Consider the following 25,575-nt stretch of genomic DNA (forward strand, 5'->3'; position numbering starts at 1 on the left):
GATAGTCTTGGAGACATCATGAAACTTACCGAGTTGCTGCCCAACACTCCCCCGCGCGGCGCCACAGCCGAATCAGTCTATGAGGCCTTCGTGAAGTGGGTGGAGGACCGTGGCATCGGGTTGTATCCCGCACAGGACGAAGCCGTGATGGAATTCGTGGCCGGCAACAACGTCATCCTTGCCACGCCCACCGGCTCGGGCAAGTCACTGGTTGCCGTCGCAGCACATTTCTATGCCTTGGCCCGCGGGGAACGCAGCTACTACACCGCTCCGATCAAGGCACTGGTCTCGGAGAAATTCTTTGACCTGTGCAAGATCTTCGGGGCGGAGAACGTCGGCATGGTCACCGGGGACTCCTCGGTGAACAAGGACGCCCCGATCATCTGCTGCACCGCCGAGATCCTCGCCAACGTGGCGTTGCGAGAAGGCAAAAACGCGGATCTTGGCCCCGTGGTCATGGACGAGTTCCACTTCTACTCCGACCCCCAGCGCGGTTGGGCCTGGCAGGTGCCTCTATTGGAACTTCCGCAGGCGCAGTTCCTGCTGATGAGCGCCACGCTGGGCGACGTGGGCAGGTTCGAGGACGAGCTCACGCTGCGCACCGGGCGCGAGACCACCACCGTGGCACACGCCGAACGTCCCATCCCGCTGCACTACTACTACTCGCAGGACCCAGTGCAGGAAGCCATCGAGGAATTGCTGGGCACCAAGCAGGTGCCGATCTACGTGGTGCACTTCAGCCAGCTCGAAGCCATCGACAGGGCCAGCGGGCTCATGAGCGTCAATGTCTGCAGCCGGGAGGAAAAGGACCGGATCGCCGAGCTCATCGCCGGATTCAGGTTCGCACCGGGCTTCGGCAAGACCCTGAACCGCCTGGTGCGCCACGGCATCGGCGTGCACCACGCCGGCATGCTGCCCAAGTACCGCCGGCTGGTCGAGCAGCTGGCGCAGGCCGGACTGCTGAAGGTCATCTGCGGCACCGACACCTTAGGCGTGGGCATCAACGTGCCCATCCGCACCGTGCTGATCACCGCGCTGTCCAAATATGACGGAGTGCGCACCCGCATCCTCAACGCCCGCGAATTCCACCAGATCGCCGGCCGCGCCGGACGCGCCGGCTACGACACCGCGGGCACCGTGGTGGTCCAGGCGCCCGAGCACTCCATCGAAAACAAAAAGAACCTGGAAAAGGCACTAGCGAAGTTCGGCGACGACTCCAAGAAGATCCGCCAGGTGGTCAAGAAGAAGCCGCCGCAGGGATTCGTGACCTGGGGTGAGAAGACCTACGAGCGGATCATTGCCGCGACCCCCGAGACACTGAACTCCTCGTTCGCGGTCACGCACTCGATCCTGCTGAACCTGCTGGCCCGCGAGGGCGATTCCTTCGCAGCGGCACGCAGGCTGCTGACCGAAAACCACGAGCCGCCGGTGCGCCAGCGGATCCTGCAGCGCAAGGCGCTGGGCATCCTGCGCGAGCTGCTTGCCACCGGCGTCGTCGAACGCCTCGAACACCCCGACCGCCATGGCAACATGCTGGCGCTCACGGTGCATCTGCAAGAGAATTTCGCCTTGAACCAGCCACTTTCGCCCTTCGCGCTTGCCGCCCTTGAGCTCTTCGACGTCGAGTCCCCCGGCTACGCACTGGACGTGGTCTCGGTGATCGAGGCGACGCTGGAAAAGCCGCGCCAGGTGCTTTCGGCTCAGGAGAAGAAGGCTCGCGGCGAGGCAATTGCCGCGATGAAGGCCGAAGGCATGGAATACAACGACCGCATGGCCGCGCTCGAGGATGTCACCTACCCGCAACCGCTAGCCGAGATCCTGGGCAACGCCTTCGAGCAGTACCGCGCCGGCGCACCGTGGCTCGGCGACTTCGAGGTGGCACCCAAGTCGGTGGTCCGCGACATGTACGAACGCGCCATGAGCTTCAGCGAATACGTGGCGTTCTACTCCCTGGCCCGCTCCGAGGGCGTGCTGCTGCGCTACCTCACCGACGCCTACAAGGCGCTGCGCCAGACCGTCCCGCAGGATGCGCTTCGCGAGGACCTCCAGGACCTTATCGAATGGCTCGGGGAACTGATCCGCCAGATCGACTCATCGCTGCTGGACGAATGGGAGGAACTGGCCAAGGGCGTGCTGCACGAGCCCGACGCCGAGATCATCCCGCCGGCACCCGAGCGCCTGACCTCCAACGAGCGCGCCTTCCGGGTGATGGTGCGCAACGAGATGTTCCGTCGTGTCAAGCTCTTCGCCGACGAGCAGGACGGTGCGCTGGGCGAGCTGGACGGGCACAACGGCTTTGACGCAGGGGCCTGGGCCGATGCCATGGATGCGTACTTCGATGAGCACGAGGACATCGACGACGGTCCCGGCGGGCGCGGACCCAACCTGCTGCTGATCACCCTGGGCAAGGAATCATGGAAGGTGCGCCAGGTCTTCGCAGACCCGGCCAACCACCACGACTGGGGCATCGACGCCACCGTCAACCTGGCCGAATCCGACGAGGCCGGATACCCGGTGATCACGGTGACCGACGTGGGCCGCCAGGACTAGAAGCCGAGCAGTTTGGTCAGTGGCTGCACCTGGTTGTGCGTCAGCAGCACCAGGGGCACCACCAACCCGGCAAGCGCATAGATGGAGACCGGCACACACATCAGCCACTCGCGCACCGAACCTGCCCGCCCCAGCACCGGGACGGCAATGCGTCCGCCGGGCTTCCACACGTCCTTGAGCAAAGGGATGCGGCGTATGAAACGTGGCGGCTTGATCTTGATCGGCCACAACAGGTTGCAGCCACCGACGGTGAGCATGTCCCCGGCCACGTGGATTGCGCACCCCACCGCGACCGCCAGCACCAACCAGTTCTGCTCGTCGGGCGAGAAAACCGCCACGAAGATGCCCGCGGGGACGGAAATGAGCCAGGGCAGCTTCGCCATGGAATCGGGGATGAACTTCAGCGCCTTCAGCGCGAAGGACACCAGCAGCACGGCCAACAACCCGGCACCGGGGTAGACCAGCCCGAGGGACGGCGTCTGCATCGTCCACAGCCCCAGCACCCAGGCCAGCGCCGTGAACGCGGCAATGCCGAGTAGCGAGTGCGTGCCGTTGCGGTGCCCGCCGGAGACCTCGCCGATGCCGGCGCAGATCGCGTTGGACACCGGGGGCAGCGAGTGCGCGATGGTGGCCCGGCGGTGGTCGGCATCGGGCAGCAACGCCGCCCCCGCACACACCATAGCCCCCGCCACACCTGCAAGCGGGGACTGTTCCAGCAGGCCGAAGCCTAGCGGGATGGCCTCTGGAAGCCACCCGATGTGGCCCGAAAGCGCACCGGTGGGAAGACGGAAATTCGTGGTCAGCGCGATCCAGGCTGCTGCGCCCGTGGCTGCGTGGTGGCCGCCCATCATGGTGCTTGGTGCCGTCCTTGGAGTTGTTCGTAAAGGGGGTTCTTGATCGCCCCCAACTGTAGGGGCCGGCTCCCACACGTTGGATTCACGGCACGCAACCAGCCCCGGTAGGCTTGGTCACATGCCTTTGATCCGTCCTGCCCTTCCCGGCGACGCCGCCGACATCCTTGACCTCATCCGTGAACTGGCGATCTACGAACGTGAGCCCGACGCCGTGAAGAACACAGAATCCTCGCTCGTTTCCCACTTGTTCGGGCCCGATCCGCAGGTGTACGCGCTCGTGGTTGAGCACGAGGGCACCGTGCTGGGCTTCGCGCTGTGGTTCCTGACGTATTCAACATGGGAGGGAACCCACGGGATCCACCTGGAGGACCTGTACGTGCGCGAGACCTCCCGCGGAGCCGGACACGGCAAGGCGTTGCTCACCGAGCTGGCCCGACTGGCCGTTGAACGCGGATACCGACGCGTGGAATGGAGCGTGCTGGACTGGAACGCACCGGCCATCGGATTCTACGATTCGATCGGTGCCGGCTCCATGGAGGGCTGGACGGTTCGCCGGCTTGAAGGCGCCGCACTGGCGGAACTGGGGGCCACCGCATGAGCACCACACACGTATTTCGCGAGATGAACACCACCGAGCACTACTTCGCCCTTCCGCTGGACCATGACCGACCGGAAGGTGAGCAGCTCACCGTCTTCGCCCGGGAGGTCTCTTCGACCGCTCATGCCGATCCCACGGACTTGCCATGGCTGCTTTTCCTGCAGGGCGGACCCGGCGGCAAGGCACCGCGCCCGGCATCCTTGACCGGCTGGCTGGCCGAGGCCACCAAGACCTTCAGGGTGCTGCTCCTTGACCAGCGCGGCACCGGGCTGAGCAGTCCGGCGAACAGGCAGTCGCTTCCGCTGCGCGGTGACGCCGCAGCGCAGGCCTCCTACCTCACGCACTTCCGCGCCGACTCGATCGTGCGCGACGCCGAGGCAATCCGCAGTGCACTGGGCATCGGTTCCTGGAGCACCTTGGGACAAAGCTACGGCGGATTCTGCACGCTGACATATCTGTCCATGGCCCCGCACGCACTTGACCGTTGCCTGGTCACCGGCGGGCTTGCCTCGATCACCGCCGATGCGCAGACCGTGTACCGGGCCACCTACGCGCGGATGGCAGAACGCAACCAGGAGTACTTTTCCTGGTACCCGCAGGACCGGGAGACCCTGGGTGGAATCGTCGCGCACTTGGGACGGACCGAGGAGCACCTGCCCAACGGCCGGCGGTTGACCGTCCCGCTGGTGCAGGTTCTCGGCCAGTTCCTGGGCGGCAACTCCCGGGTCCACTCACTGCACCATGTGTTCGAGGGCGCGTTCATCGCAACCCGGGGCGGCAAGCGGCTTTCGGACACCTTCCTGGCGGTGGTGCAGGACCAGGTGGACCGAACCACCAACCCGCTGTACGCGCTGATGCACGAATCCATCTACGCCCAAGGCCCGGCCACCGACTGGGCAGCGGAACGGGTACTGGACGAATTCCCCGCGTTCTCCCCCGAGGCCGAGGTCCCGCTGCTCACCGGCGAAATGGTGTTCCGCTGGTATTTCGATGCCGACCCGGCACTGCGCCCGCTGGAGGAAACAGCACGGATCCTCGCAGAACACCGGGGCTGGGGCCCGCTCTATGACCCGGAGGTGCTCGCCCGGAACACGGTGCCGGTGGCTGCCGCCGTCTACACCCACGACGTGTATGTGGACAGGGACCTCTCCTTGGCCACCGCCGAGGCGGTCAATGGGCTCATGGTCTGGGAAACCGACGATTTCCACCACGACGGGATCGCGGACGAGGGCTCGATGATCTTCGCGAAGCTGCTGGAAATGACAAAACCCGCACAGTAGCACTCCGTGGCTTCAGCCGGCGGCACCGAGTTCCACCAGCAGCACCCCGGCGGCGATCAGAACGATCCCGGCGGCCATGACCGGGGTAAGCGGCTCCTTGAAGATCCACTTGCTCAGGGTCGCGGTGATCGCGACGCCGGCGGCCGCCCAGATACCGTAGGCAACCCCGATGCCCATGCCCGCCCGTAGCGCGAAGGACATCATGCTGAACGCCAGGAGGTAGCCCAGTGCCACGGGAAAACACCATACCTTGGGCCCGGTCACCGCGGCGCGCAGCGACATCGTGGCTGCGACCTCGGCAACGATCGCGACACCGAGGAACGCCCACATCATGACATGCGCTCCGGGTTACCGCGCCCCTGGTTCCGTTGTGCCTGCTGCGAACCGAATTCCACCAGGATGACCCCGGCGATGATGACGCCAAGGCCCAGCAGCATCACCGAGGTGAGCGATTCGTCGAAGAGCAGCATCGCAAACAGCGCAGTCAGCGCGACCCCGAGTGCGCCCCAGATGCCGTAGGCCACCCCGAGGCCCAGGCCCGCACGCATGGCCAGGAACAAAGCGGTGAACGCCCCGGCATAGCCGAGCACAACGCTGAGGTAGAACCACGGTTGGTCAAGGGCCGCCTTGAGCGAGAGCGTCGCGATCACCTCGAGCGTGATCGCGGTGCCCAGCAGGAACCACTTGTTCATTTCTTGAGTTCACGCACGCAGAAGAGGGCAACAACTAGGATGAAGACCAGGCAGAGGTAGCCAAGCCCGGCGAAGCCCAACCAGGCCAGCAGCAGCCCGGAGCCCGCGGCCCCGATGGCGCCGGCAGCACCCATGAACGTGTCCGAGACGCCCTGGACCAGCACGCGGCGCCGGCGTTCCACCCGTTCGGCCAGGAACGCCGAGCCGGAGATCGTGGCCATCGACCAGCCCACGCCCAGCAACACCAGGCCGACGGTCACCGCGGCCCGTGAGTCGGCACCGATCCCGGAGACCAGCACCGCGGCAACCAGCACGCACTGGCCGGCAAGCATCATCCGCGGCTGGCCGATCTTGTCGGCAAACGCCCCGATGAACGGCGAGAGTGCGTACATGCCGGCGATGTGCAGCGAGATCACGAACCCGACGACGACCAGGATGTCGGCGGTGCCGCCGTGCATCGCATGCCCCGGGGTAGCAGCCATGTCCTTGAGGTGCACCGGGGTCATCGACATGACACCGACCATCACCAAATGGGCGACGACGATGGTGGAAATACCCAGCGTTGCCCCGGGCGAGGCACGCACGGCGACCAGCCCGTTGACCAGGGACCCGCGACGGCGCCCGACTTCCGGTGCATTCGGGGCTACGCCGTCGGCCCTGTCCCAGTCCCTGGCCAGGTCGATGGGGTCCGGTCTAAGACCGATGTTCAGCACGATGATCGCCAGCAGCATCCCTGCCACGGAGAAGAGGAACGGCCCGCTCATCGGCGGCAGCCCGAAGCGCTCACCCAACGCCGCGCCGGGGCCAATGAGGTTGGGGCCGGCTACCGCCCCGATGGTGATGGCCCAGACCACGAGACCGAGGTCGCGGCCGCGCGTTGCGTCATCGGCAAGGTCGGTGGCGGCGAAGCGGGCCTGCAGGTTCGCGGCGTTGCCCACGCCCAGCAGAGCCGCGCCCACCAGGAGCACCGCAAAGGAGTTGGCCACCGGAGCAAGCATCATGCCCACGGCACCGAGTGCGGCCAAGAAATACCCGGAGGACAGTGCCACCCGGCGTCCACGTTTTACGGCCAGGGCCGCGAGCGGCAAGGCACTGAGCGCGCCGGCCACCGAGATCGCGGCGGTCGCCGCCCCGGCAAAGACGTTGGACCCGGTCAGTTCAACGGCCATCAGCGAGCCGATGGCCAGCCCTGCACCGTTTCCCACGCCACTGAAGAGCTGGGCCACCGAGAGCGCGGAAACCGTCCTGCTTTGGGCCCGGATCCTCTCGGGTGGGCGTTGCATGGCCGGAAGATGCTCAGAGGTAGTCACACTCTCCAGCTTAGCAATCCAGCAGCCAGTTAACGGTCGCGGGACCCGGCCGGCATTACTGCACCGAACGGGTCCCGCACCAAGGGTGTTACTCGGTGTCCGTCTCGGCTTGCTGCTGGGCCTTGGTGGCGGCGGCGGCACGGCGACCAGCCGGGGAGAGCAGCGAGGCGACGGTGGCGATGACGACTGTGCCCACGATGACCAGCAGCGAAACGGTGATCGAGAAGTCCGGGACCCAGGTGATCGGTTCCCCGCCGTTGATGAACCCCAGCTCGTTGACATGCATAGCGTGGAAGACCAACTTGATGCCGATGAAGGCCAGGATGATCGACAGTGCGTGCTTGAGGTAGACCAGGCGGTCCATCAGCCCGCCGAGCAGGAAGTAGAGCTGGCGCAGGCCCATCAGCGCGAACAGGTTCGCGGTGAAGACGATGAACGGGGACTGGGTCAGCCCGAAGATCGCGGGGATCGAATCGACGGCGAAGAGCAGGTCGGTCATGCCGATGGTGATGAAGACCATGACCATCGGGGTGAACAGGCGCTTGCCGTCAATGGTGGTGCGCAGCTTGTTGCCGTCGAAGTCCTTGGAGATCGGCAGGTTCTTGGTCAACTTGTAGACGATGCCGCTGTTGGCGCCGTCGGAGGCTTCCTCGCCCTTTTCGGTTGCCTGCTTCCAGGCGGTGTAGAGCAGGAAGGCACCGAAGATGTAGAAGACCCACGAGTAGTTCTCGATGACCGCGGCGCCGGCGATGATGAAGATCCCGCGCAGGATCAACGCGATGATGATGCCGAACATCAGCACTTCCTGTTGGTACTTACGTGGTACCGAGAAGCGGGCCATGATGATGATGAACACGAACAGGTTGTCAATGCTCAGCGAATATTCGGTGACCCAGCCGGCGATGAATTGCTGGCCTAGGTCCGGTCCTGCCTGCCACCAGATGACGGCACCGAAGATCAGCGCGAGGGTGACGTAGAAGGCGACCCAGATCCCCGATTCCTTCATCGAGGGCAGGTGTGGCTTCTTCACCACGTAGAGCAGGTCAAGCAGGAGGATGATGCACAATGCCGACAGAGAGATGATCTCGAATTGCAGCGACAAGCCGTGGTTTCCCAAAGTGGGGCCTTTCAAACGGGGTACGTGGAATTACCGCAAGTCTCTCCGCCGTCCACTCAGATTGGAACGACCGCTGCGCCCGGCGAGGCATCGATGCCTCACGTGTTGACGATCACAGCACTACTGGGATACTCCCCTACGCTGAGACCAGTCTAGCGCACCGGCTCGGGGCCGGCCTAAGCGTGGCCCGCGTTTTTCATCTGCCGCAGTTCCTTTTTGAGCTCCGAGACCTCGTCGCGCAACCGGGCGGCGACCTCGAAGTGCAGCTCCGCGGCGGCGGCGTGCATCTGCTCGGTCATCTGGCCGATCATCTCCACCAGGTTCTCCGCCGGGGCCGCCGCCAGCCCGTCGGCGCGCACCGTCTCGTGGGCCTTCTTGGTTCCGGCACTCGAACGCTTGGCGCTCTTGGACAGCCGCTGGTTGCTCAGCAGCTCCTGGGTGTCGGCGTCCTCGCGGGCCAGCGAGTCGGTGATGTCCGCGATCTTCTTGCGCAGCGGTTGCGGGTCAACCCCGTGGTCCTTGTTGTACTTCTGCTGCACCTCGCGGCGCCGGTTGGTCTCATCGATCGCATGCGCCATCGCATCGGTGATCTTGTCCGCATACATGTGGACCTGGCCATCGACGTTACGGGCGGCACGACCGATGGTCTGGATCAACGAGGTCGCCGAGCGCAGGAAGCCCTGTTTGTCCGCATCCAGGATCGCCACGAGCGAGACCTCGGGCAGGTCAAGTCCCTCACGCAGCAGGTTGATGCCCACCAGCACGTCGAACAGGCCCATGCGCAGCTCCCGCAGCAGCTCCACGCGGCGCAGGGTGTCCACGTCCGAGTGCAGGTACTGGACCCGGACCCCGTGCTCGGTGAAGTAGTCGGTGAGGTCCTCGGCCATGCGCTTGGTCAGCGTGGTGACCAGGATGCGCTCGTTGCGCTCGACTCGGGCGCGGATCTCGTCGAGCAGGTCATCGATCTGGCCCTTGGTGGGCTTGACGATGATCTCTGGGTCGATCAGCCCGGTGGGCCGGATGATCTGCTGAACCACACCGTCGGCCTTGCCCAGCTCGTACTTGCCCGGGGTCGCCGAGAGGTAGACGGTCTGTCCGATGCGTTCAAGGAACTCATCCCACTTCAGCGGGCGGTTGTCCATTGCCGATGGAAGCCGGAAGCCGTGCTCGACCAGGGTGCGCTTGCGCGACATGTCACCCTCGTACATCGCGCCGATCTGCGGGACGGTGACGTGGGATTCGTCGATGACCATCAGGAAGTCGTCGGGGAAGTAGTCGATCAGGCAGTGCGGGGCGGTGCCCGAGGCGCGGTCATCAATGTGCCGCGAGTAGTTCTCGATGCCGTTGCAGAACCCCATCTGCTCCATCATTTCCAGATCGTAGGTGGTGCGCATGCGCAGGCGCTGGGCCTCCACCAACTTGTTCTGGCCCTCCAGGGTCTCCAGCCGGTTGCGCAGCTCGTCCTCGATGTCGGTGATCGCGCGGTTCATCCGCTCGGCACCGGCGACGTAGTGGCTGGCCGGGAAGACATACATCTCGTTTTCCTCGCGGATCACGTCCCCGGTGACCGGGTGCAGGGTATGCAGGGACTCGATCTCGTCGCCGAAGAACTCGATGCGCAGCGCCTGCTCCTCATACATCGGGATGATCTCCACGGTGTCCCCGCGCACCCGGAAGGTGCCGCGGTGGAAGTCCATGTCGTTGCGTGCGTATTGCATCGAGACGAACTTGCGCAAAAGGTCGTCGCGGTTCATCTCCATGCCCTTTTCCAGGGTGACCATCCCGGCGACGTACTCCTCGGGGGTGCCCAAGCCGTAGATGCACGAGACGGTGGCCACCACGATCACGTCGCGACGGGTCAGCAGCGCGTTGGTTGCCGAGTGGCGCAGCCGTTCGACCTCCTCGTTGACCGAGGAGTCCTTCTCGATGAAGGTGTCGGTCTGCGGGACGTAGGCTTCGGGCTGGTAGTAGTCGTAGTAGGAGACGAAGTACTCCACCGCGTTGTTGGGCAGCAGCTCGCGGAACTCGTTGGCCAGCTGCGCGGCGAGGGTCTTGTTTTGCACCAGCACCAAGGTGGGGCGCTGCACCTGCTCGATGAGCCAGGCGGTGGTGGCGGACTTGCCCGTGCCGGTGGCGCCAAGCAGCACCACGTCCTTCTCACCGGCGTTGACGCGCTCGGTGAGCTCCTTAATGGCGGCTGGCTGGTCACCGGCTGGCTTGAAGTCGCTGATGACCTCGAAGGGCGCCACGACGCGTTTGATTTGCTGCGCAAGACTCATTCTCCTAGGTTACGCCTTGGCGCCCACGGGTGGGCGGCGCGCTCGCCTTGGGCTGAAATTCCCGCCGCACTTACTTGGCTGCGCAGCTCCGCGATGCGTGGCTGGCAGGTGCCGGCGAAGTGGTGGTAGGCAGCGGCACCGCCCAGGATGGCGTCAATGAGCTCGCCGGTATCCACGATGTGCCGCACTTTCCCGGCGGTGAACTTCGCGATGCCTCCCGTGGTTTGGAGCACGATCTCCGCGTCCAGTCCCGGGTAGCGACCCTGCCCCGTTCCTTCGGCCAGGAATGACTCCACGACATCGAGCAGCGCAGCCCAGATCCCGGGCACCTCGTCGATCAGATCCACGGGCACCAACTGCAAGGAGTGGTAGCGAAGCTGGATGGACCCGCGGGATCCGCCGGCCGCCGCGGCGCGTTCGGGGTCGCGCTGGATGCTGACCAACTGCCCCGTCGCACTCCCGACGGAACCGGACGCGATGAAGGATTCGGCGATCAACGCAGTGTTCACTTGCGCACCTGCCGTTGCACGATGTTCCCCAGTGCCCCGCGCATCAACCGGATCATGAAGAGAACCGTTGCCGCGCCGGCGCTGAGCAGCCCGGTGAGTGCAAGCCACGCCGGAATGAGCACCCGGGAGTCGTAGCCCGAGTTCCGGGAGATGTATTGTTGGCGCCCGCCGACGAATACCCAGAGGATCACCGCAGCGACAAGTGCCACCCCGGCCACCGCCCAGAGGACGTGCACGATGCGCATCTCGGTGCGGGCCCGGGGCATTTCGGCTGCCATCATCACCGCCAGCTCTTCGCTGGCTGCGTCCTTGTCAGCCGGCATGGCCGGTGGATGGATCAATGTGCTTCTCCCAGAACTCGTCGATATGTTGGCGCAGGGCAACAAGCGAGCCCGAATTGACGATCACGGCATCGGCCGCTGCGGCACGCTGCGTATCGGTGGCCTGCGCGGCGATGCGGGCGCGGGCATCGGCCTCGGCCATCCCGCGGTCATCAACCATGCGGCGCACGCGTTCCTCCAGCGGGGCCTCGATGACCACGACGAGGTCGAAGGCCGATTCCTGCCCGGTTTCCACCAAGAGCGGGATGTCCTGGACGATGACCGCGCCCTTGGGTGCCGCCTCGGAGCGCCGTGCGGCCTCGGCGCGCACCAGCGGATGCACTATCGCATTGAGCTTTTCCCGCTCGGCCGCATCGGCGAAGACCAGTGCGCCCAGGGACGTGCGGTCAAGGGACCCGTCGGCGCACAGGATCTCGGGGCCAAAGGCCGCAACGATCGCGGCGAGCCCCTCGGTGCCCGGTTCCACGACCTCGCGGGCGATGGCATCGGCATCGATGAGCACGGCGCCGAGTTCAACCAGGCGCTGGGACACTGCCGATTTTCCCGCGGCGATCCCGCCGGTCAGAGCAACATTGAGCATGTGTCCCAGCATACCGATGCGCAGCGGGCACGCGAAGACGCCAAACACTAGACTGGTGCGGTAATGGAGACAGATTCTGTGGCGACGGCCTATACGACGGTGGACGGAGACTTTGTCCACGCACTGGAGATCAAGCGATCGCGATTCATCACGTACCTGCGCCGGGTCGAGACCGAGGAGCAGGCCCGCGCCCTGGTCGCCGAGCTGCGCAAGAAACACTTCGACGCGCGGCACCATTGCAGCGCGTTCATCCTGGGGGCGGACCGCACCGCCATGCGCAGCAACGACGACGGGGAACCCTCTGGCACCGCAGGCGTCCCGATGCTTGATGCGCTGGCCAAGCGCGAAACCGGATCCGGCACCACCGACCTCTCGGACATCGCCGCGGTGGTGGTGCGCTACTTCGGCGGGATCCTGCTGGGCGCCGGCGGGCTGGTGCGCGCGTACTCTGAGTCCGTCTCCCGCGCGTTGGACGCCGCACCGCTGGTGCGACGGACGCGCCAGCGGATCCTGGGCATCGACGTGGACCACGGCACCGCCGGACGCCTCGAAAACGACCTGCGCGCCGGCGGCGTCCAGGTCCTTGGAACCGCCTACGGTCCGGGCCACGCCACGCTGAAGGTTGCCCTGGGCGACGAGGCCGACATCCTCGCCGCTTTCACCGACCGTTTGGCAACACTCAGTGCCGGCAGCTGCACCGCGAGGGCGTTGGGGACCGAATGGGTGGATGCACCGTGAGCCTTGACCTGGACTTGCTGCGCCGCTTCCCAGACGTGGAGGCGGCAAACTTGCACGCCGTCGATGGTGCCGACAAGCTGCTGCTGGACCTTGCTGCCCAGACCGGTTGGCCCGGCGAACCGGGCAAGGTGGCGATCCTGGGCGACCACTACGGCGCGCTGGTCCTGGGTGCGCTGGATGCCGGGGTCCGCGGGATCCGCGTGCACCAGGATGCGCTCTCTGGGGCCCAGGCCATCGAAGCCAACGCCCAGGAGCTGTTGCCCGCACTGGGAGGGGAATTCCGTCTGTTGCCGCTGGGCGCCGAACTGCTCACGGGTGCCACGCTGGTGCTCATTGCGCTGCCGAGGTTGCTGGACGCGTTGGAGGAAATGTTGTCCTTCGTTGCCGAACATGCGGCGCCGGGCGTCACGGTGATGGCATCCGGGCGCATCAAGCACATGAACCGCACCATGAACGAGCTGTTAGGCCGCTACTTCACCTCCGTCACGGCCTCGCTGGGACGCCAGAAGTCCCGGGTGCTCAGCGCCACCGCACTGCGCCCGGTGGCCTCGCTCCCCGCACCGCGTTTCCCGCTGCACGGTGCACCCCTGGTGGGACTCGAAGCACCGCTGGCGCTGCGTGCCTACGCGCAGACCTTCGGCGGGGCCAAGCTGGATTCCGGGACCCGGTTCCTGCTTGAGAACCTCCAGCTGCCGGCCGAAGCCCTACGGGCGGTGGACCTGGGTTGCGGCAACGGCACCATCGCCGCCTACCTCGCTCTCAAGCATCCGCTGCTCACGCTCTATGCCTGCGACCAGTCGGCCTCCGCGGTGGCATCGACCCTCGCCACCGCCCAGGCCAATGGCGTGGACGGGCGGATCACCGCGGTGCAGGACGATGCCCTGTCCGCGCTGCCCGATGCCTCCGAGTGCTTCGTGGTGCTCAACCCACCCTTCCACATGGGAAACACCGTGCATGCCGGGATCGCGTTGAAGCTCTTCACCGATGCCGGACGCGTGCTGGTATCCGGCGGTGCGCTCTGGTGCGTCTTCAACTCGCACCTGGGCTATCGCGGGCAACTTCAAAAGTTGGTGGGTCCAACCCGCCAGGTCGCCCGGAACCCGAAGTTCACCGTGACGGTGTCGATAAAACGTTAGCTACCACCGCTTGCCGCGGCACTTCACCGGCGACAAGCGGTGCGGGGTTGGCCTCGAAGCGCGGCCGCGCATCTTGCCGGCGGACGGCAAAGCCACCCAACCCCACCGCATCGAGCCGGATGTGGTCAATGGCTTCGTGCTCGGCTTCGGCTTCAGCCAGGAAATTCGGGTCCGAGCCGGTGGTGTCAAGCCAAAGGATGGCCCGGGCGGCTCGCTTGGCCGTTTCCCTCACCCGCCACGGACGGTACCCGGTATGTGTCGGGATCTCAGGGTCCTTGCCCGGGGCTGGTGTCCGCAGAACCATGGGCGTGCTGCCCCAGACGTACAGTCCCACGATGGACAGGCGTTTGTGCGCCGGTACCGGCAGCGTCCTGGCATTCCTGCCCCACACCCAGGGCTCGTTGGCCGCGGCCGCAATGCCATGGCGGGTGCAACTTCCCTCCCTTGGCTCGTGCCTTCTTCCCGCACCGGCAACCCCCAAGGCCAACGTCGGCAAGCTCCACCGCATTGGTTGCCCGCGCGAAGGCGACGGGCCCGATCCTCGGGTCAACGGGCACCTCCAGCACCACGTCGCCGGCGATCCGCTCCAGCCCCCAACGCACCGTGGAGGCCAACAACCAAAACTCCAGGCCGAGTAGCGGGACCATGACGGATGCGGCTTCAAGATCCAGCGTTCGCACCAGGTTTCGCGGGTCGATGGTGGTCACCGACGTCAAGCCGATCCCCAGCTTGATGATGGCGACGACCAGCAAGGTCCCGCCCGGGGAAAAGATCTTGTTGCGCGCTTTGGCAAAGGTCCCGGTGCCCGCCAGCAGTCCGGCGGAAACGGTGAGCGGACCGGCGGATTGTCCCCGCCACCGGCGCACCGTCAGGGTCAGCCTGATCCCGGTCAGGGCTGCCACCAGTGCCAGGGACAGGCACCAACTTGCACCGATGAACAGGGCTCCGGTGAACAGCGTGTCACCTGGCCCGGCCAGGAACAGTCCGCTGAGCCCCACCAGGACAAGCCACGGGGACAACCGGGAGGAAAAGACCGTCAAGAAGCCCCAAAAGGCCAGCGCCCCAAGGAGCACCGGCGGCGACCCAAGACAGATCCATAAGCCCAGGAGCCCGTAGTAGGGCACCAGCGCGCCCCCAGCGAAGCAACGCATCGGGAATCGTGGCCGGCACCGCTGCCCATTCGGCGTCGGAAACCGAGTACCCCGGCAGGGACACCGGTGGCTTGTCGTGGCGTGTACGGCGCATCGGTGTTTCCCCTCGTCGGCTTGTGTTCCTCCAAGGCTATGCAGGGGAACAGACCCGGCGAATCGGCATTTGGGGTGATTCTGCGACGCCGAGAGGATGAGGTCCACCATTCCACGGCAAGACCCGGGGTGAGCGGCGTCACCCAAATGCCGACCAACCGGGGTCCGGAGGTGTCATACTTCTGACATGGACGAACATCGTGATGGATCGAAAACTGCACTGGTCATCGTCAACATGCAACAGGGCGTGATGGATTACTGCGTGCATCCCAAGAAGGTCGTCTCGCGCATCCAGGAGCTGCTGGTGCGCGCCCGTGACACCGGTACCCCCGTTTACTGGGTGCAGGACGAGCGCGAGTTCGAGCGCCATTCCCTGGCGTGGAAGCTAACCGCCGGGCTCGAGCAGCAAGAAGACGAACACCGGATCTTCAAGTCCTACCGCGACGCGTTCACCGGCACCGGCCTGCATGCCTCGCTGATCGCCCAGGACGTCGGCCGCCTGGTGATCTGCGGCGCCCAGTCGGACTACTGCCTGCGAACCGCAGCCGGCCGTGCCGCGGCCATGGGGTACGACGTGACGGTGGTGCGCGACGCACACACCACCGGGGCGGAGACCTTCGAGGGCCAGTCCCTGACCGGGGACCAGATCATCGCGCACACCAACGCATACTTCGCCGGGCTCGACTACCCCAACCAGGATTTCCTGCTCATGCGTGCGGCCGAAGTCACCTTTGCCCCGGTGACAGTGAACGACTGAGGCCCGGGGGGAAGATCCCTACCCAAGACCCCGGTGCCGGCGGTATGGTGCATGGTATTGCTCATCCACGATAACCGGCATCGGTTGCCGTCATGGCCCACCCGTTCCTGACGCCAACACGTACCCCAGGAGGAAGCCATGTTCAGCCCCGACGCGCCGTTCACTTCAGCCAGTGCCATACCCGTCCCGGGCAGGTACGTGGTCGTCTTCGACACCCAGACCCCCGCCGCTACGGGGCGATTCGGTGTCCGCGCCACGTTCCAGGACCAAGTCCCGACGATGCTCCAGTCCCAGGGCTTCTCCCTTGATACCTATTTCGCCCGGCTCGGGGTGGCAGTGGTGGACGGCGAGTCCGCCCAGTTGGCGGAGCTGGGCGAGCGCTGCGCCTCGGCGCGCATGCCGATGCGCGTTGTTCCCGAACTGATCTACCATGTGATGGCCGATGATCCGGCGGCCGCGGACTTCCAAGACACCGACGAGCTCACCTGGGGCTTGCAGGCGGTGCGTGCGGTCGAATCCGGCTACACCGGGGCCGGCATCCGGGTCGCTGTGCTCGACACCGGTTTCGACGTCGGGCACCCTGATTTCGCCGGGCGTGACGTCACCACCAAATCGTTCATCGACGGTGAAGACGTCCAGGACATGCACGGCCACGGAACGCACTGCATCGGCACCTCGTGCGGGCCACGCTCGTTGCCCGAGGGCCGCGGCTACGGTGTCGCCCCCGAAGCCAGCATCTATGCGGGCAAGGTGCTGGGCAACTCGGGCTCCGGCTCGGACACGGGCATCCTGGCGGGCATCGACTGGGCCCTTGAAAACGACTGCCACATCATCTCCATGTCCTTGGGGGCCGATGTGCCCGAGGTGCACCCGCCTTACGTAGCAGCCGGGAACCGTGCCTTGGAACTTGGCACCTTGATCGTCGCCGCCGCAGGGAACAACGCCAAGCGTTCGGCCGGCAACCCCGGCTTTGTCGGCACACCTGCGAACAGCCCCTACGTCATGGCAGTCGGCGCCCTGGATGAGCAACTGCAGATCGCCGATTTCTCCGCCCGTACGTTGCCCGGACGCGGCGGCCAGGTCGATGTATCTGCCCCCGGTGTCAGGGTTTACTCCTCGTGGCCGGCGCCAAAACTCCACAACACCATCAGCGGAACCTCGATGGCGACACCCCACGTCGCCGGCGTTGCCGCCCTGCTCTGCGAGGCAACCGGTTTCCGCGGACGGGAGCTGTGGGCCGAACTTGCCCAGGAAGCACAAAGGTTAGAGCAGTTCTCCATCGATGTCGGCGCAGGACTCGCGCAGTCCCCGCCGCCGGAGGACACCGAGCCGGCCGGCGAGGGGCAGACATGCCATGAATGATGTCCCGGGCCTCCCGCTGCCCGAGCCGGTGACGTTCATCATCACGGTGTCGGGGCCCTACATGGGCCGGATGCAGGAAGTCGCCAAGAACCTCGAGACCGCGGGACTGCAAGTCGACCGGGTGCTCGGGACCTTGGGCCAGGTCCACGGCCATGCCGAAGGCTCGCGGCAGGCGAGCATCGCCGCCGTCGAGGGCGTTTATTCCGTTGACCCGGAGCGGATGTTCCGCATCAATCCCCCGGACAGCGAGATCCAGTAGCGACCCGGCCCCTCTCCAGGTCGCCAGATGGGACTTCCGGAGAGGAAAACTCAAAAGAAGGGCCCCGATCCACCAGTGGTGGATCGGGGCCCTTCTTTCAAGCTACCTCGGGTGGATCAATGATCCGGTCCTGGAGGAAGGCTTAGGCTCCGGTGAGCTTCTCGCGCAGTGCGGCGAGGGCTTCGTCGGATGCCAAGGTGCCTGCATCGGTGGCCGGGGCCTCCGAGGAGTAGGACGAGCCGCCACCGGCGGACTCGGCCGGAGCCGATTCGGCAACAGCGTCGTCGTTGAGGTGCTGGACAACCTGCTTCTTGTGGGCTTCCCAGCGGGTCTGGGCGTCAGCGTACTGCTGCTCCCAAGCTGCACGCTGGGTCTCGAAGCCTTCGAGCCACTCGTTGGTCTCCGAATCGAAGCCCTCCGGGTACTTGTAGTTGCCCTCTTCGTCGTACTCTGCGGCCATGCCGTAGAGAGCCGGATCGAATTCGGCACCTTCGGGATCGACGCCCTCGTTGGCCTGCTTGAGGGACAGCGAGATACGGCGACGCTCGAGATCGATGTCGATGACCTTGACGAACAGCTCGTCGCCGACGGAGACAACCTGCTCTGCAAGCTCCACGTGGCGCACGGCCAGCTCGGAGATGTGAACGAGGCCTTCGATTCCGTCTTCGACGCGAACGAATGCACCGAACGGAACAAGCTTGGTGACCTTACCCGGAACAACCTGACCCAAAGCGTGGGTGCGGGCGAAGGTCTGCCATGGATCTTCCTGGGTGGCCTTGAGCGAGAGCGAAACACGCTCGCGGTCCAGGTCCACTTCGAGAACCTCGACGGTGACTTCCTGGCCAACCTCGACAACCTCGGACGGGTGGTCGATGTGCTTCCAGGAGAGCTCGGAAACGTGGACGAGGCCGTCTACGCCGCCAAGGTCCACGAATGCACCGAAGTTGACGATGGAGGAAACGACGCCCGGACGAACCTGGCCCTTTTCCAGCTTGTTGAGGAACGTGGAGCGTACCTCGGACTGGGTCTGTTCGAGCCATGCACGGCGGGAAAGAACAACGTTGTTGCGGTTCTTGTCCAGCTCGATGATCTTGGCTTCGATTTCCTGGCCGATGTACGGAGCCAGATCGCGCACACGGCGCATTTCGACAAGCGATGCCGGCAGGAAGCCGCGCAGGCCGATGTCGAGGATAAGGCCGCCCTTGACCACCTCGATGACGGTGCCGGTGACGACGCCGTCTTCTTCCTTGATCTTTTCGATGTCGCCCCAAGCACGCTCGTACTGAGCACGCTTCTTGGACAGGATCAAACGACCTTCCTTGTCCTCCTTGGTGAGGACCAGGGCCTCGACGTTGTCGCCGACGGCGACAACGTCGCCCGGGTCAACATCGTGCTTGATGGAAAGTTCGCGGGAAGGAATGACACCTTCGGTCTTGTAACCGATGTCGAGCAAAACTTCGTCGCGGTCAACCTTGACGACGGTGCCTTCGACGAGGTCGCCATCGTTGAAGTACTTGATGGTGGCGTCGACGGCAGCGAGGAAGTCTTCGGCAGAGCCAATGTCGTTGATAGCAACGACCGGGGCACTGGTCTTCTCGTTGGAGGTGATGGTCATGTAGTAGGGACTCCGATGTGGATAGTCTTATATGAGTCGGGCAGCCGGAAGCCCCGGCATTTTCCGAATTGTTCTTGGGTGCGGGCACGGCTATGGCCGCGACGCGCTCAATTAGTCTATTCCCTGGCACCCGGCCGGGTCAAAACGCCGAGGGTACAAGTTGTCAGCCCGACGGGTCAACTTCGCGCCGGAGCGAAGGCCTCGGAGAGCTTGAGCAACGACAGCTTCCTGGACGCGAGGGCTGCCATTAAGCCCGGCAGCGCCCTGGCCACCCCGGCGGAGGTACCCGAGGCAGGACGGTTGAAGTGGCCGATCCCCACGTCACCGGCGCCGAGCAGCATGGCCTGGGCGGTGACGGTGGCCGCTGGGAACGTTGCCCCGGCGTCGAGGTTCACGGTGAAGTTCATCGGGACCAACCCCACGTGCCGGCACAATGCGGCGCCAAGTTCGTCCATGTGCGCGGTGCCGGAGCGGAAGAGCCGTGCCTGGATCCCGAATTCATCGGCCAGGTATTTCTGGTTGTCAATGACCTCGTCATAGGCCGCGCCGATGTTTGCGGTACCAGGTATCCCGTAGGCCACCTGGCCGCGGGTGGCCAACGGAGCGTGGGTGGTGCCGTGGTTGCCGATCTCGAACAAGGGATCGGCTGCCAGTTCACGCACCAGGGACGTATTCGCCTTCGCCCAGCGGCGGTTGATGAACAGCGTTGCCGGCGCCTCGTTCGTGCGAAGCGCCTTGATCAGTGCGGCGTCGTAGCCCTCGCCGCCGTCTCCCCCGCAGGCATCGAAGGAAAGCGCGGCACCGTGGACCTTGGCGGGCACCCCGAGCTCGATGCCCTTGACCTCCAGCCCGAACTCCCCCGCCGGCTTGCCCTTGTAGCGCGAGATGGCCTGGGCACGGGTGGGCACCGGGGATCTCGTGCCCGTGGGGCTCGGTGCGCTGCTTGGTGTGGGGGCGGGAGCTACCTCGGGAGCCGGGGCCGACGCGCGTGTTGTTGGTGATTGAGGGTCCGCAGCACACGAGGCGAGGGCCAGGGAGCCCACTCCGAGCAGGCCTGTCAGGATCCTGCGGCGTCCGGGTTCAAGGGTCGACATGTTTCTAGAACTCCGCCTGGCAGTAAGGAATCACGGTGGTCGCAAACATCGCTTCGATTCTCGCCAACGCGTCTGGTGCGTGGATCCGGAGCACCCCGGCTTCGGCCAGGTGCGCGGCGCTGAATCCTCCAAGGTACAGCGAGGCCAGGTCACGGACGTGAATCGAGGCATCGGGAACCGCGTCCGATGGTGCAGGGCTTGTGGTTCCCACGCCGTGGGCAACCACCAGATCCCAGGTTCCCTCGGCGAGCCCCAGCTCATCGCGCACGCAAAGCCGGATGCGGCCGTCGCAGCGGTAACCGCGGGCGGCCAGTGCGCTTGGGACATCCAGGATACGCAGCCAAAGGTGGTCGCCCATCGCTTCGATGGTGTAGGCCCTGGCATCCTGAAGCGCGGAGGGGAAGGCATCGTCGAGCGGTCCGCGGCCGGTAACTTTTTCGATCAGGTCGTGCGTGCCGAGGTAGGCGATGAGCTCGCGGCGGGCCGCACCGGACGCCGCACACAACTGGCCGATTTCCATGGTCGGCGGTGACGCCTTCCATCCGGAAAACGTGTAGCTCATGAATCCGTCGGGGGTGCCCTCCGGATCCAGGTGCAGGGCCGCGCGTAGGTTGCTTGGCGGCTTGAGCGAATCAAAGTCTTCCCAATGGCCTGCCGCTTGGCCCACCTCGAACTCGGAGACAGCGATGGAGCCGGTCGTGCGTTGGTGGGCGGCGGCGTGGATTCCCGGGGCGAGCGACTTCAGCTCGGACGGTTCTATCGCCACTATGCGGCCTTCGGTTTCAACTCGCATGGCCGGCGCCGGTTCGGTCTTGAGCGAGAAACGGACACGCTGCGTGGCCCGGCCAAAGCCGAACCGGCCGTAGATGGTGGCTTCCGAGGCCGTCAACGCGGCGAAAGCGAAGCCGGATCTGCGCGCGATGGCCAAGTCCTGGGTGATCATCAGGCGCAGCAGCCCGCGGCGGCGGTGGGTGGGGCTGACGGTGACCGAGGTGATCTGGTGCACCGGCACCAGCGTGCCGGCGCCGATGTTCAGCGTCCCACCGAACCCTGCGTAGGTTGCCACAGGTGCCCGGGCATGCAGCGAGGGCACCACCGCGGAGTCGTCGTAGATCGCTGTGAAGGTGGAATTGTCGTTGATCCCGAGCCTGGCCAGGAGCACAAGGTCTTGGGCATCGAGTACCGATTCATGGAAACCACGGCTGACCGCCCGGAGGAATTCATCGATTTTCGAGGGCACCGTGCCATTGAGGAGTTCGGGCTTGAAGCGTTCAAGGCGGATCATCGGGTTTTCTCTCATGGTCAGGAGGCTTTCCGGTGGTGGGGACCTAGAACTCGTTGATGGCGTGGGGCGAGCCCGGGATATCGAGCAAAGCGGCAAGCGTGGCCAGCACCTGCTCCGAGGCCGGGTCCAGCAACCCGGCACCGGCCAGCTCCGCGGTGCCGACGGCACCGAGCAACAACGGGCCCAGGGCCGAGACGTTGCAGGAGACATCGGCTACGGTGTCCTCGGGCAGCTCCGACACCGTGGCACGTCCATCCTCGAGCCCGAATCCGTAGCATCCACCAGTCAGGCCAATCGGGTCCTCGACGCGCAACGTGAAGGAACCGGTGCCGTTGTAGTTGCGGGCGGCGAAGGCGGCCGGAACATCGAGAACCCGCACCCACAAGCAGTGTCCGCGCTGGGCATAGCTCACCCGCGCCGGGTCCTCAAGCGCCCAGGGAAGCGGATCGTCGGCCGCAGCCATCGGATAGGAGACGCGTTCGATAAGGTCGTGCAGGGCCAGGAAGCGGAAGAGTTCCCGTCGGGCCACGGCGGTGGTGGCGACCAGGTCGCGGACCTCGAGGGTGATCGGCTTGGGATCCCAGCCGGTGAAGGCGTAGGTCACGTATCCGTCGATGCGCCCCTCGGTATCAAGGTGGACTGCGGCGCGGTGCGTGGGATCGGGCTCCGGGCCCTCGGGTCCCCAAGCCCCGGTGGCGTAGCGCCAGTAGGCTTCTTGGCGTCCCACGGAGCCCAACTGGTTTTGGTGGAAGCGCTCGAAGATCCCTGGCGCGATCCCCGCGAGCTTGCCCGCATCCAGCACCACCACCCTCCCGGAGGGTGCCGCATGGAAGCGCACGTCCCCGCGCACATCCAGGTGCAACGTCTGCTGCTCGGTCACCTGGCCGAAGCCGAATCGCCCGTAGATGGTTGCCTCGGTGGCGGTCAGCACCGCCACCGGGTTGCCCGCGGCCTTCGCCCGGGCCAGGTCGGTGCCCAGCAGTTCTCGCAGGATGCCTCGCCGGCGGTGCGTGGGCCGCACGGTGATGGAGGTGACCAGGTGGGCCCGAAGCAGCGCCGCCCCGATGTTCAGCGTCTTGGAGAAGGTGGCATAGGTTGCCACCGGCACCAACGGGTCGACCAAAGATCCAGGTGCCGAGTCGTCCCAGACCCCGGTGAGCACACGTGCGTCGGCCAGCTGGGCCGCCAGCAGTTCCTCGAGTTGTTCGGCGGTGGCCGGTTTCTGGTAGAAACCCTCCCTGACGGTGTTCAGCCAGGCGGCATAGGTCGCTGATGGCGCGCCGCTGTCCGCATTGCGGGCAGTGGCGACCTTGCCGATCCGTAGTTGGGGATCGATCATCAGTGCCCGGCGTCCTGCCAGGACTTGCCGATGCCCACGTGGACATCCAGCGGCACTTTCAGCTCGGCCGCGGCACCCATGCGCTCGCGCACGATCTTTTCCACGGTTTCCAGCTCCCCCGGTGCCACTTCGAGCACCAATTCGTCATGGACCTGGAGCAGCATGCGGGATTTCAGCTTCGCCTCGGCGAGGCCTTCCTGGACCCCGAGCATGGCCCGCTTGATGATGTCGGCCGCCGAACCCTGGATCGGGGCGTTCAGCGCGGCGCGTTCGGCGATGTCGCGCAATTGGCGGTTGTCGCTGGTCAGCTCGGGCAGGTAGCGGCGGCGCCCGAAGATGGTTTCGGTGTAGCCGTCCTTGCGGGCTTGGTCGACGACGGCGCGCAGGTAGTCGCGCACCGCACCGAAACGGGAGAAGTAGTCCTTCATCAACGTCCGGGCCTCGTCGACGGAGATCTTCAGCTGCTTGGAAAGCCCGAAGGAGCTCAGCCCGTAGGCCAGCCCGTAGCTCATGGCCTTGACCTTGGAGCGCATCTCGGAGCTGACGTCCTCCGGTTCGACGCCAAAGACGTGCGAGCCGACGAAGCGGTGGAGGTCTTCGCCGTCCATGTAGGCCTGGATCAGGGCCTCGTCCTCGGAGAGGTGCGCCATGATGCGCATTTCTATCTGCGAGTAGTCCGCGGTCAGCAGCGTCTCGTAGCCCTCACCGACGACGAAGACCTCACGGATGCGCCGGCCTTCCTCCGAACGCACCGGGATGTTCTGCAGGTTGGGGTTCAGCGAGGACAGGCGCCCGGTGGCGGCCACCGTCTGGGCGTAGGTGGTGTGGATGCGCCCGTCTGCGGCAACCGCCTTGCGTAGGCCCTCAACGGTCTGGCGCAACTTGGTGGCATCCCGGTAGGCCATCAGCGCAACCAGGAACGGGTGTCCGGTCTTCACCAGCAGGTCAGCCAGCGATTCTGCATCCGTGGTGAAGCCGGTCTTGATCTTCTTGGTCTTGGGCAGGTCGAGCTCCTCGAAGAGCACCACCTGCAATTGCTTCGGTGAGGACAGGTTGACCTCGTGGCCGATCGCCTCGAACGCCTCGGCGGTAGCCTGTGTGATGGTCGAGGTGAAGTCGTCGTAGAGCTCGTCGAGCTTGGCGGTGTCTACGGCGATGCCGGCCATTTCCATGTCAGCCAGGATCAGCGAGAGCGGCATTTCCAGCTCCTTGAGCAGGTTTTCGCCGCCGCGCTCGACAAGCATCCCGGCCAAGTGCTGGCTCAGGGCGCGCACCACGTGCGCCGCACGGACCGCCGGGGTCGCCAGGTCGGGGCCCTCGAAATCCAGTGCCAGCTGCCCGTTAGCCGGGGCATCGGAGGCATCCAGGGAGATGCGCAGGTGCTGCTGGGCGATGTCCGGCAGTTCGTGGCTGCGGCGATCGGGCTGGATCAGGTAGGCGGTGATCATGGTGTCATCGACAATCCCGGCAAGTTCCAGACCACGGTTCTTGAGCAACTTGTAGGTGCTCTTGACGTCGTGGACGGCCTTGGCATAGCTGGTCGAGGAGAGGACCTTGGCCAGTGCCTGCTCGGTGGCCTCGTCGGTTTCCTCCAAGGAAATGTAGGCGGTCGCATCATTGGAGGCGAAGGCCAGGCCGACGACATCGGTGCCACCAGCGCCCCCGACCGTTGCCGCATGCACTCCCAGCAGTTGGGCGCCATGGGCGGTAAACCATGCCTGCAGGGTCTTGGCGTCCTTCAGCAGCTCGTGTTCCGGGACGGCGACTTCTTCGGCGGCGTCCTGCGGATCGTCGCCGAAGAGGTCAAAGAGCCGCTTGCGCAGGGTGTTGAACTGCAGCGCGTCGAAGAGCTCCTCGACGGCTTCGCGGTTCGGGCGCTCCAGGGTCATCGCCTCGAAGCCCACCGGCAGTTCCAAATCGCGCAGCAGGTGGTTCAGGTGCCGGTTGCGCTTGACGTCCTCGACGTGCTCGCGCAGCGAGTCCCCGACCTTGCCCTTGATGGAATCGATGTTCTCCAGGATGCCTGGCAGACCGCCGTAGAGGTTGATCCACTTGGCGGCCGTCTTGGGCCCCACACCGGGCACGCCCGGGAGGTTGTCGGCGGTTTCCCCCACCAGCGCGGCAAGGTCGGAGTACTCCTCGGGCCGCACGAAGTACTTGGCCTCGACGGCGTCCCCGTCCATCGGCGGGATGTCGGAGATCCCCTTCTTGGGGTAAAGCACCAAGGTCTTCTCGGTGATCAGCTGGAAGGCGTCCCGGTCACCGGAGACCACCAGGACATCAAGCCCGGCTGCCTCGCCCTTGGCCGCAAGCGTGGCGATGATGTCATCGGCCTCAAACCCGTCCATGGAAATTGAGGGGATGTTCATGGCTTCCATGACCTTCTGGATCAAGGCGATCTGGCCGTGGAACTCCTCGGGGGTCTTGTTCCTCCCGGCCTTGTATTCGGTGTATTCCAGTGAGCGGAACGTCGGGGTGTCCAGGTCAAAGGCCACCGCCACGTGGGTGGGCTTCTGTTGCCGGATCATCGTCAGCAGCATTGACACGAAACCGTGCACCGCGTTGGTGTACTGCCCGGTGTCGGTCGAAAAGTTTTCCGCCGGCAAGGCATAGAAGGCCCTGAAGGCCATCGAGTG

Annotated in this window: 24 protein-coding genes; 8 read left to right on the plus strand and 16 right to left on the minus strand. The window is 65.3% G+C overall.

Translation table 11 applies throughout. The features are described 5' to 3' along the window. Window positions 1–18: 18 nt before the first annotated feature. Window positions 19–2,550, plus strand: coding sequence for a DEAD/DEAH box helicase (locus ABEA12_RS03515; protein ID WP_210101040.1), 2,532 nt, complete (start codon window positions 19–21; stop codon window positions 2,548–2,550). On the opposite strand, the gene ABEA12_RS03520 is transcribed toward ABEA12_RS03515, so the two are convergent. Continuing rightward, window positions 2,547–3,401 (minus strand): metal-dependent hydrolase, encoded by an 855-nt coding sequence (locus tag ABEA12_RS03520; protein WP_210101041.1) that lies wholly within the window; start codon window positions 3,399–3,401, stop codon window positions 2,547–2,549. The genes ABEA12_RS03515 and ABEA12_RS03520 overlap by 4 nt on opposite strands. A gap of 121 nt (window positions 3,402–3,522) precedes the next feature. On the opposite strand from ABEA12_RS03520, the gene ABEA12_RS03525 reads away from it, so the two are divergent. After that, complete coding sequence (locus ABEA12_RS03525) at window positions 3,523–4,002, plus strand: GNAT family N-acetyltransferase (protein WP_210101042.1); 480 nt, start codon at window positions 3,523–3,525, stop codon at window positions 4,000–4,002. Further along, window positions 3,999–5,282: an alpha/beta fold hydrolase gene (locus ABEA12_RS03530; RefSeq protein WP_210101043.1), complete on the plus strand. Its 1,284-nt coding sequence runs from the start codon at window positions 3,999–4,001 to the stop codon at window positions 5,280–5,282. The genes ABEA12_RS03525 and ABEA12_RS03530 overlap by 4 nt, the downstream gene beginning before the upstream one ends. A 12-nt stretch (window positions 5,283–5,294) precedes the next feature. Here the strand turns inward: ABEA12_RS03530 and ABEA12_RS03535 are convergent, their stop codons facing one another. The 8 genes from ABEA12_RS03535 to coaE form a co-directional block, all read right to left on the minus strand. Continuing rightward, entirely contained in the window at window positions 5,295–5,615 is a 321-nt protein-coding gene (locus ABEA12_RS03535) for a DMT family transporter (protein ID WP_210101044.1), read from the minus strand. Next, window positions 5,612–5,974 (minus strand): DMT family transporter, encoded by a 363-nt coding sequence (locus ABEA12_RS03540; protein WP_210101045.1) that lies wholly within the window; start codon window positions 5,972–5,974, stop codon window positions 5,612–5,614. The genes ABEA12_RS03535 and ABEA12_RS03540 overlap by 4 nt, the downstream gene beginning before the upstream one ends. Next, a complete protein-coding gene (locus ABEA12_RS03545; protein WP_345466435.1) occupies window positions 5,971–7,284 on the minus strand; it encodes an MFS transporter in 1,314 nt (437 codons plus the stop codon). The genes ABEA12_RS03540 and ABEA12_RS03545 overlap by 4 nt, the downstream gene beginning before the upstream one ends. Before the next feature lie 88 nt (window positions 7,285–7,372). Continuing rightward, a complete protein-coding gene (locus ABEA12_RS03550; RefSeq protein ID WP_210102576.1) occupies window positions 7,373–8,380 on the minus strand; it encodes a TerC family protein in 1,008 nt (335 codons plus the stop codon). A 197-nt stretch (window positions 8,381–8,577) separates the two neighbouring features. Further along, complete coding sequence (gene uvrB, locus ABEA12_RS03555) at window positions 8,578–10,680, minus strand: excinuclease ABC subunit UvrB (protein WP_210101047.1); 2,103 nt, start codon at window positions 10,678–10,680, stop codon at window positions 8,578–8,580. After that, window positions 10,677–11,189: a hypothetical protein gene (locus ABEA12_RS03560; RefSeq protein WP_210101048.1), complete on the minus strand. Its 513-nt coding sequence runs from the start codon at window positions 11,187–11,189 to the stop codon at window positions 10,677–10,679. The genes uvrB and ABEA12_RS03560 overlap by 4 nt, the downstream gene beginning before the upstream one ends. Continuing rightward, window positions 11,186–11,530, minus strand: a complete 345-nt coding sequence (locus tag ABEA12_RS03565; RefSeq protein WP_210101049.1) for a hypothetical protein — start codon at window positions 11,528–11,530, stop codon at window positions 11,186–11,188. Before ABEA12_RS03565 ends, ABEA12_RS03560 begins: the two co-directional genes overlap by 4 nt. Then, window positions 11,502–12,110, minus strand: coding sequence for a dephospho-CoA kinase (gene coaE, locus ABEA12_RS03570; protein ID WP_210101050.1), 609 nt, complete (start codon window positions 12,108–12,110; stop codon window positions 11,502–11,504). Before coaE ends, ABEA12_RS03565 begins: the two co-directional genes overlap by 29 nt. Before the next feature lie 63 nt (window positions 12,111–12,173). Between coaE and ABEA12_RS03575 the strand changes: the two genes are divergently transcribed. Together ABEA12_RS03575 and ABEA12_RS03580 are read left to right on the plus strand one after the other, a co-directional pair. After that, a complete protein-coding gene (locus ABEA12_RS03575; RefSeq protein WP_210101051.1) occupies window positions 12,174–12,848 on the plus strand; it encodes a YigZ family protein in 675 nt (224 codons plus the stop codon). Then, complete coding sequence (locus tag ABEA12_RS03580; protein ID WP_345466444.1) at window positions 12,845–13,984, plus strand: class I SAM-dependent methyltransferase; 1,140 nt, start codon at window positions 12,845–12,847, stop codon at window positions 13,982–13,984. Before ABEA12_RS03575 ends, ABEA12_RS03580 begins: the two co-directional genes overlap by 4 nt. Here the strand turns inward: ABEA12_RS03580 and ABEA12_RS03585 are convergent. After that, on the minus strand, window positions 13,956–14,288 hold the full coding sequence (locus tag ABEA12_RS03585) for a hypothetical protein (RefSeq protein ID WP_210101053.1): 333 nt from the start codon (window positions 14,286–14,288) through the stop codon (window positions 13,956–13,958). The two genes, ABEA12_RS03580 and ABEA12_RS03585, sit on opposite strands and share 29 nt — an antisense overlap. Continuing rightward, window positions 14,251–15,135 carry a hypothetical protein gene (locus ABEA12_RS03590; protein WP_210101054.1) on the minus strand — a complete coding sequence of 295 codons (885 nt, stop codon included), beginning with the start codon at window positions 15,133–15,135 and terminating at the stop codon, window positions 14,251–14,253. The genes ABEA12_RS03585 and ABEA12_RS03590 overlap by 38 nt, the downstream gene beginning before the upstream one ends. 280 nt (window positions 15,136–15,415) lie before the next feature. On the opposite strand from ABEA12_RS03590, the gene ABEA12_RS03595 reads away from it, so the two are divergent. The 3 genes from ABEA12_RS03595 (at window position 15,416) to ABEA12_RS03605 (ending at window position 17,606) form a co-directional block, all read left to right on the plus strand. Continuing rightward, window positions 15,416–15,985: an isochorismatase family protein gene (locus ABEA12_RS03595; RefSeq protein ID WP_210101055.1), complete on the plus strand. Its 570-nt coding sequence runs from the start codon at window positions 15,416–15,418 to the stop codon at window positions 15,983–15,985. 138 nt (window positions 15,986–16,123) lie between these two features. After that, entirely contained in the window at window positions 16,124–17,347 is a 1,224-nt protein-coding gene (locus ABEA12_RS03600; RefSeq protein WP_210101056.1) for a S8 family serine peptidase, read from the plus strand. Beyond that, a complete protein-coding gene (locus tag ABEA12_RS03605) occupies window positions 17,340–17,606 on the plus strand; it encodes a hypothetical protein (protein WP_210101057.1) in 267 nt (88 codons plus the stop codon). Before ABEA12_RS03600 ends, ABEA12_RS03605 begins: the two co-directional genes overlap by 8 nt. Before the next feature lie 142 nt (window positions 17,607–17,748). On the opposite strand, the gene rpsA is transcribed toward ABEA12_RS03605, so the two are convergent. From rpsA to polA, 5 genes are all read right to left on the minus strand, one after another. Then, the gene (gene rpsA / locus ABEA12_RS03610; protein ID WP_210101058.1) at window positions 17,749–19,221 is read right to left on the minus strand and encodes a 30S ribosomal protein S1; all 1,473 of its coding nucleotides are present in this window, start codon (window positions 19,219–19,221) and stop codon (window positions 17,749–17,751) included. 176 nt (window positions 19,222–19,397) lie between these two features. Next, window positions 19,398–20,315: a polysaccharide deacetylase family protein gene (locus ABEA12_RS03615; protein WP_210101059.1), complete on the minus strand. Its 918-nt coding sequence runs from the start codon at window positions 20,313–20,315 to the stop codon at window positions 19,398–19,400. 4 nt (window positions 20,316–20,319) lie between these two features. Further along, the gene (locus ABEA12_RS03620) at window positions 20,320–21,615 is read right to left on the minus strand and encodes a GNAT family N-acetyltransferase (protein WP_210101060.1); all 1,296 of its coding nucleotides are present in this window, start codon (window positions 21,613–21,615) and stop codon (window positions 20,320–20,322) included. Between the two features lie 28 nt (window positions 21,616–21,643). Beyond that, the gene (locus ABEA12_RS03625; RefSeq protein WP_210101061.1) at window positions 21,644–22,939 is read right to left on the minus strand and encodes a GNAT family N-acetyltransferase; all 1,296 of its coding nucleotides are present in this window, start codon (window positions 22,937–22,939) and stop codon (window positions 21,644–21,646) included. Beyond that, entirely contained in the window at window positions 22,939–25,569 is a 2,631-nt protein-coding gene (polA, locus tag ABEA12_RS03630) for a DNA polymerase I (protein WP_345466481.1), read from the minus strand. Before polA ends, ABEA12_RS03625 begins: the two co-directional genes overlap by 1 nt. Window positions 25,570–25,575: the final 6 nt, after the last annotated feature.

This window comes from Paeniglutamicibacter antarcticus (assembly GCF_039544305.1).
In the GTDB taxonomy this organism is placed as follows: domain Bacteria; phylum Actinomycetota; class Actinomycetes; order Actinomycetales; family Micrococcaceae; genus Paeniglutamicibacter; species Paeniglutamicibacter antarcticus_C.

Excerpts from the sequence above, each read along its gene's own strand:
- ABEA12_RS03515 (WP_210101040.1), top strand. The coding sequence starts at position 19 with ATGAAACTTACCGAGTTGCTGCCCAACACTCCCCCGCGCGGCGCCACA.
- ABEA12_RS03625 (WP_210101061.1), bottom strand. The coding sequence starts at position 22,939 with ATGATCGATCCCCAACTACGGATCGGCAAGGTCGCCACTGCCCGCAAT.
- rpsA (WP_210101058.1), bottom strand. The coding sequence starts at position 19,221 with ATGACCATCACCTCCAACGAGAAGACCAGTGCCCCGGTCGTTGCTATC.
- ABEA12_RS03535 (WP_210101044.1), bottom strand. The coding sequence starts at position 5,615 with ATGATGTGGGCGTTCCTCGGTGTCGCGATCGTTGCCGAGGTCGCAGCC.
- uvrB (WP_210101047.1), bottom strand. The coding sequence starts at position 10,680 with ATGAGTCTTGCGCAGCAAATCAAACGCGTCGTGGCGCCCTTCGAGGTC.
- ABEA12_RS03540 (WP_210101045.1), bottom strand. The coding sequence starts at position 5,974 with ATGAACAAGTGGTTCCTGCTGGGCACCGCGATCACGCTCGAGGTGATC.
- ABEA12_RS03620 (WP_210101060.1), bottom strand. The coding sequence starts at position 21,615 with ATGAGAGAAAACCCGATGATCCGCCTTGAACGCTTCAAGCCCGAACTC.
- ABEA12_RS03590 (WP_210101054.1), bottom strand. The coding sequence starts at position 15,135 with ATGCGTTGCTTCGCTGGGGGCGCGCTGGTGCCCTACTACGGGCTCCTG.
- ABEA12_RS03600 (WP_210101056.1), top strand. The coding sequence starts at position 16,124 with ATGTTCAGCCCCGACGCGCCGTTCACTTCAGCCAGTGCCATACCCGTC.
- ABEA12_RS03615 (WP_210101059.1), bottom strand. The coding sequence starts at position 20,315 with ATGTCGACCCTTGAACCCGGACGCCGCAGGATCCTGACAGGCCTGCTC.
- ABEA12_RS03595 (WP_210101055.1), top strand. The coding sequence starts at position 15,416 with ATGGACGAACATCGTGATGGATCGAAAACTGCACTGGTCATCGTCAAC.
- ABEA12_RS03525 (WP_210101042.1), top strand. The coding sequence starts at position 3,523 with ATGCCTTTGATCCGTCCTGCCCTTCCCGGCGACGCCGCCGACATCCTT.
- ABEA12_RS03520 (WP_210101041.1), bottom strand. The coding sequence starts at position 3,401 with ATGATGGGCGGCCACCACGCAGCCACGGGCGCAGCAGCCTGGATCGCG.
- ABEA12_RS03530 (WP_210101043.1), top strand. The coding sequence starts at position 3,999 with ATGAGCACCACACACGTATTTCGCGAGATGAACACCACCGAGCACTAC.
- coaE (WP_210101050.1), bottom strand. The coding sequence starts at position 12,110 with ATGCTCAATGTTGCTCTGACCGGCGGGATCGCCGCGGGAAAATCGGCA.
- ABEA12_RS03575 (WP_210101051.1), top strand. The coding sequence starts at position 12,174 with ATGGAGACAGATTCTGTGGCGACGGCCTATACGACGGTGGACGGAGAC.
- ABEA12_RS03585 (WP_210101053.1), bottom strand. The coding sequence starts at position 14,288 with ATGGTTCTGCGGACACCAGCCCCGGGCAAGGACCCTGAGATCCCGACA.
- polA (WP_345466481.1), bottom strand. The coding sequence starts at position 25,569 with ATGGCCTTCAGGGCCTTCTATGCCTTGCCGGCGGAAAACTTTTCGACC.
- ABEA12_RS03605 (WP_210101057.1), top strand. The coding sequence starts at position 17,340 with ATGAATGATGTCCCGGGCCTCCCGCTGCCCGAGCCGGTGACGTTCATC.